Origin of the sequence: Flavobacterium cyclinae (assembly GCF_021172145.1) — a bacterium.
GTDB classification, from domain to species: domain Bacteria; phylum Bacteroidota; class Bacteroidia; order Flavobacteriales; family Flavobacteriaceae; genus Flavobacterium; species Flavobacterium cyclinae.
Genome location: NZ_CP089095.1, coordinates 208,467 through 223,668, shown reverse-complemented (window position 1 = coordinate 223,668; position 15,202 = coordinate 208,467). Strand labels below are relative to the sequence as shown.

The window sequence follows — 15,202 nt, the reverse complement described above, 5'->3', positions numbered from 1 at the left end:
ATAACAAATTTGTAGTTTTAAATACAAAATCTAATAGCACTCAATTCAGCAGAATTACTATCTTTGTTTCTTGCTCAATAAACAAAATTAAATGGGTTTAGTTACTGCTAAAGAAGTTGCAAAAGCAATCAATGCTGATAAATATGGGGTTTTCGGGACTTTCTCGGGTTGGTTACTCATGAAAGTGCTTAAGATTTCTACATTAAACAAGATTTACGATAGAAACAAACATTTGAGCGAATTGGAATTTTTAAATGCTATTTTAGATGAATTCCAAATCAAATTTGAAATCCCAGAAGAAGATTTAAAACGTTTGCCAAAAGACGGCGCTTATATTACCATTTCAAATCATCCACTTGGCGGAATTGACGGTATTTTACTTTTGAAATTAATGCTGGAAAGAGAACCTAATTTCAAAATTATTGCCAACTTTTTATTACATCGAATCGAACCGATGAAACCTTATATTATGCCGGTAAATCCGTTTGAGAATCATAAAGATGCTAAGTCTAGTGTTGTTGGAATTAAAGAAACCTTGCGCCATTTAAGTGATGGAAAACCTTTAGGGATGTTTCCTGCTGGAGAAGTTTCTACTTATAAAGATGGTAAATTAGTCGTTGACAAACCTTGGGAAGAAGGCGCTATCAAAGTTATTCGAAAAGCACAAGTTCCTGTAGTTCCTATATATTTTCACGCAAAGAACAGTAAGTTATTTTACTTCTTGTCAAAAATTGATGACACTTTAAGAACTGCAAAATTACCAAGCGAACTACTAACACAAAAAGATCGTGTAATTAAAGTTCGTATTGGTAAACCTATATCGGTAAACGAACAAAACGAATATCAAGACATTGAAAGTTATGGCGATTTCTTACGTAAGAAAACCTATATGCTCTCAAATGCTTTTGAAGATGAAAGTAAAATTAATTTGCCAAAATTAACGATTCCAAAACCACCAAAACAGATTGCCAAACCGGCTAATCATGATCAAATTTTGGAAGAAATGGCTTGTTTGAAAAAAGGTGATTATCGTTTATTACAAAGCAAGAATTATGAAGTGTATTTTGTAACTGCTGATAAAATTCCGAATATCTTACATGAGATTGGACGCTTACGTGAAATTACATTTAGAGAAGTTGGAGAAGGAACAAACGAATCGTTAGACCTTGATGATTACGATAAATATTATCACCATATGTTTCTATGGGATGATGATGCTCAATGCATTGCCGGTGCTTATAGAATGGGATTAGGTTCACGCATTTATCCACAACACGGAATTGATGGTTTTTATTTGCATGAATTATTCCGTTTTGAACCCGAGTTGTATGATATGATGAGCAAATCTATCGAAATGGGTAGAGCGTTCATTATTAAAGAATACCAACAAAAACCAATGCCTTTGTTCTTATTATGGAAAGGAATTGTGCATACAACTTTGCATTATCCTGAACATAAATATTTGATTGGTGGTGTAAGTATTAGCAATCAATTTTCGGATTTTTCAAAATCGTTAATGATTGAATTTATGAAATCGCACTATTACGATCCGTATATTGCGCAATACGTTCACCCGAAAAAAGAATACAAAGTAAAACTAAAAGACGCCGACAAAGATTTTGTATTTAACGAAACAGAAGCCGATTTGAATAAATTTGACAAAATAATTGACGAAGTAGAACCAGGAAATTTACGTTTGCCAGTTTTAATTAAAAAATACATCAAACAAAACGCTAGAGTTGTAGCATTTAATGTTGACCCATTATTTAACAACTCGGTTGACGGCTTAATGTACATTAAAATTGCCGATTTACCAGAAAGCACCGTAAAACCCGTTATGGAAGAATTTCAAGCGGAATTGGAAAGAAAAGAAAAAGGCTAATCGATTGATTAGCCTTTTATTATTAAATTTAGTCCACAATTCGGACATTCTAAAGTTTTTTCATCAATTGAACAATCACAACCTGGGCAATTATCCTTAATTAATTTAATTGGGGATTTAAATTCATTTGTTAATTTATCTATTAAATTGGAATCTTCAATTTTTTTAAAAATAAGATTCTCACTACTGCCTATCGCTTGTGAACTCAAAATTTCAAAAATATACTTCATATAAAACACATACCATCGTGTTAATTCTGCCCAATAAAAAGTATATTTTTTCTTTGAAACCGAATATCCAACAACAATAAACTCTTTTCGCACAGAATACATTTTTCTGAATGAAATACCTTTTTTGTATTCAAAAGGATTTAACTTACTCTCTTCTTTATTCAATCCTCTTTCACCAACAAATACAAGCTCTTGATTTTCCAAAAATTCAATAACATCATCTGAACTTAACTTTGGTGCAAATAAAAAAGGAATAAATAAATATTTAATCATCAAAAAAACTAGCGCGAAAAAAAATACAAATACAATAATCAATAAAATTATCTCCATTTAAACCTCAAATTTTTTACTCAAAATCCTCAACCTTTTCCTTAAACTCTTCCCAAGCTTCTTTAGTTAAAATTGGCTTTGATTTTATTTTTTTAGTTTTTAAATAATTCAGAATGGTTTTAGCTCTTGCTTCTGATTCAGGGTGTGTAGAAACCCAATACGTGTATTTGTGTATTTCATTATCTAAGGATAATTCATAAAGAAAATCAGCAAATGGCCTCGGGTCAACATTAGCATTTAACATGTATTTTACACTTTGCATATCGGCTTCGGTTTCTAAACTCCTATCGTAAGCTGATGAAGAAAGCGTTTTTAAAATTTCTCTTAAAACAGTACCATTTGAACCTGTTGTAATCGATAATAAAACGGAAAGTCCAATTTCTTTCGATAATTTTTTCATCACATGATTGCCTTCAATATGTGCAATTTCATGACCTAAAACACCTAATAAGGCTTGCTCGTTTTTACATTCTTTAATTAATCCCGTATACACTACCAAATGATTATCGGGCATAGCAAAAGCATTTACTTCGTCTTTATCAATGATATGCACTTTTAAACTGTCTCTTTCAATACCGTTTTCTTTGCAAATAGGCAATAATAAAGAATCTAATGTATTTACAATCGAATCATCTAAAATGATGGTTTCGGTATTTTCAATTTCATCCCAAATAACATCACCAAGCGTTTTTTCGGTTCCTGTTTTGGCTTCTTTTACTTTAAAATGTTTCACAAAATCAATTTGCGATAACAACATCCAAACACCAAAAAATAGTGCTACTACAATTAATCCTTTACTTAATACCTTCATTTGTTCTGCAAATTAAATTCGTAACATCTCCAAAAAAGAAAAATTCCGTGTGTTGTCCTTTTCTAACTTTAGTTGCTATAATTAAGGTTGAAAAAAACTCAATTAAGTTAAAAACAATTAAAGTTAAAATATAAGCAAAATAATAATTAGTAGCCGTTTCATCATAGAACAAAATAGAAACTGTCCACCAAAAACCAGCGCTGTTAAAGAAAAACAATCCTAACTGAGAAACCAAAGCTTGAGTACAATGCCATTTTACAAAAGCGGTACTTTTTCTGTTTCCTAAATAAAAGAACACACTTGCCATTAAGTTTAAGATGGGCAAAGGCAAACCACCAATTACAGCAACTAACGACATCAAATAGCTATTCGATGCACGTTCCAGTTCTGAATCGTGAGGTTGATAATTAAATTTTGTTGTTGTGATCATAGATTTTTTTTAATATTCCAAATCCAATTGGCAAGTACCAAAACAATAAGAACAATTGCAACTTTTCGTTTTCTTAAAGTGGATTCGATTTTTAAATAGGTTGTATAAAAAGATTGTTTTTTTTGAATAAGATCATAACTTATCCAAAGTGGAGCTATCACCATTATTAGTCCAACAATAATACCAAAAGGATTAATTAAAATTGCTGAGATACTATTTCCGCGCAAAAGTTGCATAACAGAACGTGTGGTTCCGCAAGAAGGACAAGGAACAGTGGTTACTTTTTTAAACAAACAAACGGTGAATTCTTGACTTTGAATTTCGTGTTCGTGTTGCAACGAAAAAAGCAACCAACTATACCCTACAAAACAAGCGAATAAAATAAAAAGATATAGCTTGTTTTTATTCATTATTAGAACATGAAAGTTCTGTTGAATAATTCCATGTTTTTCTCTTTGGTAGCACCTTGAATTAAGAACCAATCTACGATAGCCCAAACTCCTAAACCACCACAAGTAAGTAGTTTTCCAACTCCCATACCTGTATCACCGATATAGAAACGGTCAATTCCGTAAGCACCTGCAAAAATAGAAATTAATAAAGCAGTTGTTGGATCTTTAAATTGTAAGGTTTGAACCATTGGCCATTTATTATCATCCATTTGTAATAAACGTTCTCTGATGGCATTTAACTGATGACCTTCGAAAAATTTTGCATTTGACATCATGAACATGTCTACTTTTTGTGCTTCCATTGTAAAATTGATTGTTTTAGTTGTCTCCTACTCGTAAGGCTTTTCGGAATTCGCCATAAAGTGCTAATATAAAAATATTTTCCTTATTAGTCGAACACTTGTTAAAAAGTTACAATAGGGTTAAAACAAGTTTTTAATTTTATCTACTATGGTTTGGGCAAGTTTTTCATGACTTTCAAAAGTCCAGCCCGCTATATGGGGTGTTAACAGTACATTTTCAGCTTGTAAAAGATATTCAAAAGCGGCTGGTTTTTCACCTTCAAACAACGTTTCAAAAGATAGTTTTTCGTATTCCAAAACATCTAAACCAGCACCTATTATTTTTCCTGATTTCAACCCTTCAACCAAATCAGCGGTTACTACTGAATTTCCTCTAGCCGTATTTATCAACCAAAATGATTTTTTGAACTGATTAATGAAATCCGAATTAATCATTTTATCCGTTTCAGGTGTCCATGGTGTGTGCAAACTCAAAACATCGGCTCTTTCTTGAAGTTCGGATAATGAAACTTGCGTTGCATTGATATCACCCATATTCGGTAAAATATCATGACATAAAACGGTTACATCAAATCCACGAAGTTTCTTGGCGAATGATTTCCCCATGTTGCCATATCCAATAATTCCAACCGTTTTACCTTCTAATTCATGTCCTCTATTGGCTTCTCTTTTCCAATGACCTGATTTAACTTCGTTATTCGCTTTATTTAAATTATTGAAAAGGGATAATAACATTCCGAGTGCGTGTTCGCCTACAGCGTTGGCATTTCCTTCTGGAGCAGCGATTAGATGAATCCCCTTTTGAGTTGCATAATCACAATCAATACTTTCCAATCCAGCACCAACTCGGGCAATGAATTGCAAATTTGTGGCTTTATCTAAAAAGACTTTATCAATTTTAAAACGGCTTCTAATGACAATTCCGTGGTAATTTTCAATCTTGTTTTCCACTTCTTGCTTTGTAGACGTAAAATCAGCTTCGTTAGTGAAACCAGCTTGTTCTAATTGATCCCAAAGCAAAGGATGATTGCTATCGATATGAAGAATTTTGATGTCTTTTACTTTCATTTTAATTCAACCACAATTCAGGATTTAAATAAGTAGTGTTTTGTAAAACGGCAAATTTCATAGTAGTACTTCCAGAAGAATCGGTATGAATAGTTCCTAGCTTTTGTTTGATACTTACTTTTTGACCTTTTACCACATTAACCGAAGATAAATTCATGTAAATGGTAATAAAATCTCCGTGTCTTACATAAACGGCTTTCCAATTTCTATTATTTTCATTCACTTGGATTTGGAAAACTTCACCAGCAAATACAGCTCTTGCCGAAGCTCCTTTTTCTGTAGATATTTCTATACTACTATTATGAACCGTAAGGTTTTTATAAATAGGATGCGGTTGATCGCCATATTTTTGAAAAATATATCCTTTTTCTACAGGCCAAGGCAATTTCCCTTTGTTTGCTTTGAAATTGTTAGATTCAATCTTCCCTTCAGGAGTTAACATGAATTTGGCTGTACTAGCTGAACTAGATTTAGGAGCCGTTTTTCCTGTTTTGGCTGCATTTCTTTTATTTTCGGCAGCAATTTCGGCAGCAATAATCTGCTTAATTTTCTTTTCTAAAGCTTTTGCTTCTTTTTGCTTTTTATCAATTTCGGCAGCTAATTTCTTTTTATCTTTTTGAATTGCTTTTACTAAACGTTCTTGTTCTTGCTTTTCTTTTTCTAATTCTTGCTTTTCTTTTTCAGTTTCAACTAAAATAATTTCTTTTTCCTTTTTACTCTCAGTCAAACGCTTTTCTGCAACGGCTAATTTTTCTTGCTTTTCTTTGATTTCTTCTCCTTGCATTTTTCTAAATCCTGCATATTGTTTCATATACTGAATTCGTTTATAGGCTTGTAAAAAACTTTGAGAAGACAAAATAAACATGATTCTACTTTGTTCGTTTCTGCTTTTATATGATTTTACTATCATTTTTTGATAGTCTTCTTTCAACACTTTTAGTTCTCTGTTCAACTTGTTCATTTCTAATTGAGTTAGATAAATTTCATCACTCAATAAACGACTTTGCTTAGCAGTAGTAGACAACAATTGTTGTCTTAGTTGAATTAATTCTTTTTGTTGATCAATTTGTCTTAAAACCGATTTTTCTTTCTTTTTTTCAGATTCTAAACGCGTTTTATTTTCCGAAATTTCTTTTAAAATTTGGGCTTTTCGCGCCTCTAATTTTTGCTGTTCAGAAGGTTGAGCAAATGACAAAGAGGTTAAAAAAAAGAAAAATAATATTTTAAAAAAATAGTTCATGCAATTTTAAATTTTTACAAAGGTAATTTATTTCTTTCAATGAAAACATTAATTGATTTCAACTGCTGTATAACCGCTAGGAATTGAAAATGGATAACTCAAATTTTCATTAAATGTTGTGTGCTTATATTCGATATCAATAGTTACTTTATCTTTTTGTTCAGCTTTGATATTAATTTCGTTAGGTAAAAACATTCCTTTTTCTTCTTTAAAAGAAGGATACTGAATTTCTAAATTTCTATTTTGACTTGCCTGAGATAGGGTTTCTTTTTTGATTAAATAATTGGCTCCTTCAAAATAAAATTCTTTGGTAACATCTGTATTTTTAGGTAACGACAATTTGAACATTTTTTCTACAATTTCAGAAACCCATTTATCTTTTGTTAAATCGTCTATAGCTTTTCCAAGGAATAAATTTTGAACTTTTTGAAAATCCAAATCAGTTCCTAACCAATTGCTTAATAAACTAAAATCTCCTTCAAAATAAGTGTTATTTATCTTTTCGTAATAACTCACTTTTGTAGGAGTTATCAATGCTTTTGCCATAGGAATTCCTAAAAACTTAATATTGATCCAAATGATTTCATCTTTTTTAATACGAATATCAGCATTCATAGAATGGGATTGTTTCTCATCTTCGTATTTAGCATTCGCTCTAATGTTTAAAGTAGAGAAATCGTGTTCGTTTTTATAATGTCCTTTGATAACTTTAGAAACATCTGTATTCTCATTGGCAGCTGCTGTAGCAACCGTTTGCTTTGACTTACATCCGATTAAAAAAACGATTAAAATTGCTGATAGGATTGATTTCATTTAGTTTTGTAATTGCTTTAATTTGTTGGTGTACAATTGCACTTTTGCAGTATCATTTAAATTTTCATAACAAATGATTAACTGCTTGTAAAAATTGGCATTGAATCGATTGGTGTAAATTCCAGATTCAGATGGGCTAAATTCAACAACAAAATCTAAGCCATTTTCTAAAATGGTTTTTGCTTTCTTGTATTCTTTAAGTTGGTTGTATCCTAAACCTGCATAAAAATAAAAGCCAACTTGCGTAGGAAATGATTCTAAGAAATCTTCTGCCTTTTGAGTAAGCAATTGAAAATCTTGCTTTTGAATTAACACTTCTAAGTACAATTCCATTGCTTCTACATCATCAGGATTCTTCTTTAGACCTTTTTCAAAATAATACGCTGTTTTTTCCAAATCGTTCTTTTTCCAGAAAAATTTTGCCACTTCTTTTGCTACATTAATTTCTCTATCATCATCAAAATACGGAATGGCTTTATCGATGTTTTTTAAATAGGTTGGGTTTTTTACTGCAAAAATCAGGAATTCATTAAAAACACGATGCTTTATTTTTAAATCTACCTGATCATTTTCTATTACTTTGAACATGGATTTTGATGCATTTTCACCATCATTATTATTCAAGTGAAACTTCACCAAACTAACATGCGCCCAATCGGAATTAGGGATTTCTTTTTCCAATTGTTTGGCTACTTCAAACGCTTTATCTTCTTGATTAAAGCTCGTGTATAAAACAATTAAATCAATGTAATTTTGTTCAACTTTTGGATGCTTTTTAATTGCTTCTTCTAGTTGTTCTTTTTGAGGTTTTGCAAATCCATTGGCTTCTTGAATTTTTAACTTATAAAACTCCATTCTACTGGTTAATTTTGATGAAGCTTCCATTTCTGTCAATAATTCAAGTGCTTTTGCGTGCTGATTGGTATTCATGTAAAGTGAAACCAAATCTTCTTTCAAATTAGCATCAAACTCAATTAACTTTTCTACAATGGGAATTGATTTTTGAAAATCTCGGGTTTGATAATATACATCATACAATCCGTTCCAATACCATCGTTGTTTGTTATCTAACTCAACCGCTTTTTTGAAAGCATTTTCCGCCTCAACATAATTTTTTTGGCTCAAATAATTTTTGCCTAATTCATATTGAAATGCCGCATTTTTTGGGTCTTTTTCAATACATTTTTGAATCGCCACAATCGCTTTATCGTAATTTTCGATACCACGTTGTTTCATGGCTTCGTAAAAATTATTTTCCAATTGGTCATCCACCAAAGCAATCGCATCGGGATTTTCTTGCGCCAACAAGTGATTCCCAAAACTAAAAAGCAGGAATGTGAATAAAGCTATGTGTTCTTTCTTTATCATCTATTCTAAAACCGAATAATCTCCGATACTAATACTTGTAAAATTGCCATCAAAACTAGCGTGATTTCCTATCATTGCATTATCTAAATTGGCATTTTTGATATGAGCATGTGTTTGAATCAAACTATTTTTAATGGTTGAATTGATAACGTGACACCCTTTTCCTAAAGATACATTTGGACCTACTGTTGCATTAATCAACACCACATCTTCTGCAATAGAACAAGGCGGAATAATCGTTGCATTTTCCAATTTTACATCTGATGCTACTAAATTTTCACCATCGTTATGTAAAAAGCCTAACATTCTGGTGTTGGTTTCAACCGTAACGTTTTTATTTCCACAATCCATCCATTCGTCTACTTGACCTGGTACAAATTTCATGCCTTTTGCCATCATTTGTTTGATACCATCGTTGATTTGGTATTCACCACCATGAATAATGTTGTTATCTAACACCGATTGCAATTCGTTTTTCAACACCGCAATGTCTTTGAAATAGTAAATTCCTATAACCGCTAAATCCGATACGAATTCTTTTGGTTTTTCTACCAATTCGATGATTTCTCCATTAGCATTTAAGTTTACCACACCGAAAGCTTCTGGCTGATCCACTTGTTTTACCCAAATAACGCTATCAGCAGTAGTGTCCAAATCAAAATCGGCTCGAATTAACGTATCAGCATAAGCAATAACTGCTGGTCCACTTAAAGAATCCTTTGCGCACATAATGGCATGACCTGTTCCTAAAGCTTCATTTTGATAATAGATAGTTCCTTTTGCTCCTAATTTTTGGGCAATCGCAATTAAATCTGCTTCTACTTGTTTTCCAAAACTCTCATGTATAATAAACGCTACTTCGTCTATTTTCTGATTTAAAACGCCAGCAATATCTTCTACTAATCTATGAACGATTGGTTTTCCCGCTACTGGAATTAATGGTTTTGGAACTGTTAAAGTATGTGGGCGAAGGCGTGAACCACGACCTGCCATAGGTACAATTATTTTCATGTTTTTTATTTTAAACGCAAAGCTCGCAAAGGTTTTTCGCAAAGTTCGCTTAGATTTATTTTTATTTTATTCGGAACACTTTATACTGAAGACTGCGACTGAACACTGAAGACTTTACTTCACTCCTGTGCTGCCAAAACCACCTTCTCCTCTTGAAGTTTCAGATAATTCTGTTACTTCAACCCATTCTGCTCTTTCGTGTTTAGCGATGATTAATTGGGCGATTCTTTCTCCGTTTTCGATGACAAAATCTTCATTGGATAAATTTACTAAAATCACACCGATCTCTCCACGATAATCTGCATCTACTGTTCCTGGCGAGTTTAACACGGTGATTCCTTTTTTTGCTGCTAAACCGCTTCTTGGACGTACTTGCGCTTCGTAACCGATGGGTAATTCTATGAAAAGTCCGGTTTTTACTATGGTTCTTTCTAGTGATTTTAAAGTGATGGGGTCTGAAATATTCGCACGTAAATCCATTCCTGCCGAAGCAATAGTTTCATAATTTGGCAACTCGTGATTGGATTTATTGATGATTTTGATTTGCATTTTTAATTCTATTTTTTGGAACACAGATTTTAGAAATGGGAAAATCCTTACTTAATCTACAATCCAAAGTTATTATTTTCTTCTGATAATTGTTAAAATGGTTTCTTTTTCGTTTCGGTATACAAAGTAAGCAAAAAACAAGATAGCTACAATTCCAAACACATAGGTTTCACGTAAAATTTTCACATAAAACGAAATTCCAGAAAGTACAATTGCTAAACTTAAATAGGTAAATATTGATTTTTTATCGTAAGGAATTGGATATTTCTTTTGTCCCATATAATACGAAATCAACATCATTGCTCCGTATGCAAAAATTGTGGCAATTGCTGACCCCATATAGCTTATCATTGGGATTAAAATCAAGTTGAAAGCTAATGTTACTATGGCACCAACAATTGAAATATAGGCACCAATTTTAGTTTTGTCAATCAATTTGTACCAAACGGATAAATTGGTGTAAATCCCTAAAAAGAAATTAGCCAATACAATTAATGGCACAACTTCCATAGCATTCCAGTATATGGGGTTTGGTACTAAAATTAATTTCAAAATATCAGCAAAAACAATAACGCCTAAGCAAATAAACGAACCGAAAATAACAAAATATTTAGTTATCATGGCATAGGTTTGAGGAGCGTTTTCATCTTTAGCATGACTAAAGAAAAAAGGTTCAATTCCAAGAGTGTAAGCCGTACGAAATAACACCATAAACATCCCGATTTTATAACAAGCGGAATAGGCTCCAATATCTGCCATATCGACTTGCATCCAATCTAATAAGATTTTATCGAAATGTTCGTTGATAGCAAAGGCAATTCCGGCTATTAAAATAGGCAATCCATAATGCATCATTTTTTTCCATAAATCCGCATCAAATTGCCATTTAATTTTGAAATAATCGGGTAAAACAAAAAGAAGTGTTACCAAACTAGCAATTAAATTTGAAACGAAAATATAACCTATTTGAAAGTCATTATGATAGATAGTTTGTAATAACGGATTTGATGATTCATTGGCTAAATCAGGTAAATAGACTAAAAAGAAAATATTCAATAATAGATAAATTAACACATTGGTTATTTTTATTATTGCATATTTTATGGGACGTCCTTCCGCTCTTATTTTAGAAAACGGAATTATGGCTAAAGCATCCAATGTTAAAATCCAAATTGCAAAAACGATATATTCCACATTGATATTTGACCAATTTGCCAAGTTTTTTCGGAATAAAAGAAAAATGGCTAAGAATCCTAATGTTGACCAAAAAAGCGAAATAGTTGATGTTGAAATTACTTTACTTTTGTCTTCTACTTTGCTGTAAAAACGAAAAAAAGCAGTCTCCATTCCGTACGATAAAATAACATTGAAGAACACCAAATAGGAAAAAATAACGGAAACTTCTCCCATTTTTTCTTTATCCGATAGATAATAAACAAAAATTGGATTTAGAATAAAACTCATAATCCTTGGCAAGACTGTTGCGATGCCATAGATTGCTGTTTGTTTAAAAAGACTTTTGTAGAGACTCAATTCCGTATATTTTAGTTTAACAAATGTAATTAAAACTTTGGTTTTGCCGAAGGATATTCTAAAGCTGGTTTTTCAATAACTTTTGTTATTTTTTGTTGGTATTCTTTACCGTTTTTAGAAAAGATTAAAATAGCTTCATTTTCAGCTAAAGTTATAGCGTTTTTTGGACTGGAATAAATTTGAGAATCATCTCCATCATACTTTTGTTGATTGCCTTCTGTTTTTATTCTTGCCATAAAATGTAAGGCGTCTTGTTTTTCAAAAGGCACTTCATAACCTCTAAAAATCAACTTTTTTAATTGAATATTGCTAGGCAATTCTGATTTAAGTTCTAAAGAAAAATTAATTCCGCTTCCACCGCCACGAACACCGGCTATCCAGGTTTGATAGGTTGCAGATTCAATATTATCTTGAGCAATAATTTTTGAAGTGTTACAGGAAATTACTAAAATACTCATCAAAAAAATTGCAATATTTTTCATTTTCAATGCTTTTGAAATTAATTACTAATTTATAACAAAAAAAAGTCCAAATGAAAGTAAATCCAAATTTATTTGAATATTTTCGTGCTCAATTATTTTCTCACTTACATTATATGAAATCATACTTTTTCGCCTCTTTCTATTTAGTTTTCACATGTTTTAATTTGGCTTTTTCGCAACAAAAAGTTGACACTAAAAAACTTCCAACAACTTCATCTAAACACGGAATTACACTTCAAGATGATTACAATTGGTTAGAAAATACAACGGATAAAGAAGTAATTGATTGGGTTGAATTGCAAAATAATATCAGCGAACAAAAACTTAATGAAGTAGTTAAAAATTATAATTTCCCATTTAAAATTAAAGATTATGATTATTTATCTACCTATTCGATGCCGAAAAAAAAGGGAAAATATTTTTACATATCTTACAGAGTAGATAAAAAGAAACCAAGTGTATTGTATTACAAAGAAAGTTTAAATGATTTAGGTAAACCATTAGTAGACCCTTATGAAGTTTATAAAGACGAAAATGTGGTTTTATTAGGCTACTATCCTTCAAAAAACTCTAAATATTTAGCCTTTAAAATTAGTCCTAACGGAAGTGATCGACATGAAATTAAATTCAAAGACTTTGCTAACAAAAAATACCTTGATGATGCATTAACCGATATTAAATTTTCAAATGTAGCTTGGAATGATGATAAAGGAATTTTCTACAAAAAAAATTCTAATAAAGCGTTTTTTGAAAAAGATTCAACTTATCAATTGTATTATCATAAAATTGGAGATATTCAAAGTAAAGACAAATTAGTATTTGACACCACTAATAAAAAATCGAATTTTAGTTTTTTTACAAAAGAAAATAAACTGTTTATTATTGAAGCAAGTGAAGACGAAACTACAGTTAATTATTATTTTTCTGATTTAAATACAGAGTCGCTTCAATTCAATAATTTCTTAATAAATGACAAAAACAACATTGATTTTTTCAATATAAAGAACAATAATTTTTACTACTCTGATGAAAAATATCCATGGGGAAATGTGAGTTATTTCGATATTAACAATCCAGAAGAAAAACATATCTTAATCCCTCAAGTATATACGCATTTACTTATTGGAGCTACTTTTTTGGACAAATATATTATTTGTAAATATAAGAACATGGGTAAATATTATATGTCTATTTATGATTATACAGGCAAGTTTATTCGAAAATTTGAAGCGCCTCATAACATGGATTTTGATATTAATTATTGGGATGAAAAAACCGATGATCTTTTTGTTGTGTTTTATTCTTATACCATTTCATCACTTAATTATAAATTAAATATCACAACTGGAGCAAATGACATCTATTTTAATGATTTCATTCAACCAAAACCAACATTATTCCCTTTTAATTATTTTGAAACCAAAACAATTACATACAAAAGCAGAGATAATAAAGATATTCCAATAGTAATTATTCATAAAAAAGGCCTTGAACTGAACGGTAATAACCCCACTTTATTACAAGCTTATGGTGGTTTTGGTAGTGTTAGTAGTCCAAGTTACGATACTGGATTATTGCATTTTATGGAAAAAGGAGGTGTTTATGCTTTCGCTCAAATTAGAGGTGGTGGCGAAAAAGGTAAAAACTGGCACAAAGAAGGAAAAGGTTTGAAAAAAATTAATTCAATAAACGATTTTGTTGATGCTGCCGAGTTTTTAATTGCTGAAAATTATACCAATCCAAATAAACTAGCCATTAGTGGTGGTTCAAATGGTGGATTAGTAGTTGGTGCTGCAATGACACAACGACCAGATTTGTTCAAAGTTGTAGTGGCAAATGTTGGTGTTTTTGATATGATAAATGCTCAAAAATATACGGTAGGGAAATTTCATCTTGATGAATACGGAAATGCCGATATTAAAGAAGAGTTTCAGTCTTTATTAAATTATTCTCCGTTACACAACATTAAAGACGATGTAAATTATCCTACTTGTTTAATTATTACTTCTGAAAATGATGACAGAGTTCCGCCTTTTCATTCTTATAAATTTGTTGCAAAACTCCAAAATAGAACTGCACAAAAAAATCCAATTTATTTAAAAGTAAATAAAAATGCTGGTCATTATGGCAATATTTCAAGTTATGAGAACAGAGTAAAAAAAGAAAGTGAATTTTTCAGTTTTATTTGGGAATACTTGAATAATTAGGGTCAGCTGCAATAAGTTTGCAAGTAAACAACAATATTCTTTTTAAAAGCCACGGATTACACAAATTAATCCTTCAAATATTTCACAAAGTGAAACCCTTTGGGAACAAATCCGTGATTCATATAGAATTTTTGTGCTCCAAAATTTGTAGTATACGCATCTAAAGTAATCATATTACAATCTTCATCGATGGCTTTTTGATTGAGATATTCAGTCATAATGCTGCCAATTCCTTTGGAACGAAAATCTTCATGCACTACAACATTATCCATTTCTAGATATTTGCCACTCCATAGTTTAGTTGCAATCCAAAAACCTGCTAAACCCATCGTGATTCCGTTTTCCACTACAATTAATTGTTTGTAATTGTGCGGAATCATTTTGTCTAGTAAGTTGCCATAAATTTCAAGTGTATAATCGGGATATAATTGTTGGATAATGGATAATTGTTCCAACATTTCGGCTTTTGTTCCTAATTCAATTAACTGTGGCAT

At 31.2% G+C, this 15,202-nt stretch carries 16 protein-coding genes; 2 read left to right on the top strand and 14 right to left on the bottom strand.

Going from position 1 to position 15,202, the window contains the following annotated elements; translation table 11 throughout:
• Window positions 1-91 precede the first annotated feature (91 nt).
• Window positions 92-1,882, top strand: coding sequence for a GNAT family N-acyltransferase (locus tag LOS86_RS01080; protein ID WP_231842826.1), 1,791 nt, complete (start codon window positions 92-94; stop codon window positions 1,880-1,882).
• An 8-nt stretch (window positions 1,883-1,890) separates the two neighbouring features.
• On the opposite strand, the gene LOS86_RS01075 is transcribed toward LOS86_RS01080, so the two are convergent.
• The 13 genes from LOS86_RS01075 to LOS86_RS01015 form a co-directional block, all read right to left on the bottom strand.
• Entirely contained in the window at window positions 1,891-2,442 is a 552-nt protein-coding gene (locus LOS86_RS01075; protein ID WP_231842825.1) for a hypothetical protein, read from the bottom strand.
• A 16-nt stretch (window positions 2,443-2,458) separates the two neighbouring features.
• Entirely contained in the window at window positions 2,459-3,253 is a 795-nt protein-coding gene (locus LOS86_RS01070) for a M48 family metallopeptidase (protein ID WP_231842824.1), read from the bottom strand.
• Complete coding sequence (locus tag LOS86_RS01065) at window positions 3,237-3,683, bottom strand: magnetosome magnetite crystal formation protein family (protein WP_231842823.1); 447 nt, start codon at window positions 3,681-3,683, stop codon at window positions 3,237-3,239. Before LOS86_RS01065 ends, LOS86_RS01070 begins: the two co-directional genes overlap by 17 nt.
• The gene (locus tag LOS86_RS01060) at window positions 3,680-4,093 is read right to left on the bottom strand and encodes a DUF2752 domain-containing protein (RefSeq protein WP_231842822.1); all 414 of its coding nucleotides are present in this window, start codon (window positions 4,091-4,093) and stop codon (window positions 3,680-3,682) included. The genes LOS86_RS01065 and LOS86_RS01060 overlap by 4 nt, the downstream gene beginning before the upstream one ends.
• A 2-nt stretch (window positions 4,094-4,095) precedes the next feature.
• On the bottom strand, window positions 4,096-4,437 hold the full coding sequence (locus LOS86_RS01055) for a TM2 domain-containing protein (RefSeq protein ID WP_231842821.1): 342 nt from the start codon (window positions 4,435-4,437) through the stop codon (window positions 4,096-4,098).
• Between the two features lie 120 nt (window positions 4,438-4,557).
• A complete protein-coding gene (locus LOS86_RS01050) occupies window positions 4,558-5,505 on the bottom strand; it encodes a 2-hydroxyacid dehydrogenase (protein WP_231842820.1) in 948 nt (315 codons plus the stop codon).
• 1 nt (window position 5,506) lies between these two features.
• On the bottom strand, window positions 5,507-6,745 hold the full coding sequence (locus LOS86_RS01045; protein ID WP_231842819.1) for a murein hydrolase activator EnvC family protein: 1,239 nt from the start codon (window positions 6,743-6,745) through the stop codon (window positions 5,507-5,509).
• Between the two features lie 48 nt (window positions 6,746-6,793).
• On the bottom strand, window positions 6,794-7,558 hold the full coding sequence (gene lolB1, locus LOS86_RS01040) for a lipoprotein insertase outer membrane protein LolB1 (RefSeq protein ID WP_231842818.1): 765 nt from the start codon (window positions 7,556-7,558) through the stop codon (window positions 6,794-6,796).
• Window positions 7,559-8,926: a tetratricopeptide repeat protein gene (locus LOS86_RS01035; protein WP_231842817.1), complete on the bottom strand. Its 1,368-nt coding sequence runs from the start codon at window positions 8,924-8,926 to the stop codon at window positions 7,559-7,561.
• Window positions 8,927-9,937, bottom strand: coding sequence for a sugar nucleotidyltransferase (locus LOS86_RS01030; RefSeq protein WP_231842816.1), 1,011 nt, complete (start codon window positions 9,935-9,937; stop codon window positions 8,927-8,929).
• Between the two features lie 114 nt (window positions 9,938-10,051).
• Entirely contained in the window at window positions 10,052-10,486 is a 435-nt protein-coding gene (gene dut / locus LOS86_RS01025; RefSeq protein WP_231842815.1) for a dUTP diphosphatase, read from the bottom strand.
• 72 nt (window positions 10,487-10,558) lie between these two features.
• Window positions 10,559-12,019, bottom strand: a complete 1,461-nt coding sequence (locus LOS86_RS01020) for a lipopolysaccharide biosynthesis protein (RefSeq protein ID WP_231842814.1) — start codon at window positions 12,017-12,019, stop codon at window positions 10,559-10,561.
• Between the two features lie 29 nt (window positions 12,020-12,048).
• Entirely contained in the window at window positions 12,049-12,501 is a 453-nt protein-coding gene (locus LOS86_RS01015) for a hypothetical protein (RefSeq protein ID WP_231842813.1), read from the bottom strand.
• 50 nt (window positions 12,502-12,551) lie between these two features.
• Here LOS86_RS01015 and LOS86_RS01010 point away from each other — a divergent pair, with 50 nt between their 5' ends.
• Window positions 12,552-14,708, top strand: coding sequence for a prolyl oligopeptidase family serine peptidase (locus tag LOS86_RS01010; protein WP_231842812.1), 2,157 nt, complete (start codon window positions 12,552-12,554; stop codon window positions 14,706-14,708).
• A gap of 65 nt (window positions 14,709-14,773) precedes the next feature.
• On the opposite strand, the gene LOS86_RS01005 is transcribed toward LOS86_RS01010, so the two are convergent.
• Entirely contained in the window at window positions 14,774-15,202 is a 429-nt protein-coding gene (locus LOS86_RS01005) for a GNAT family N-acetyltransferase (protein WP_231842811.1), read from the bottom strand.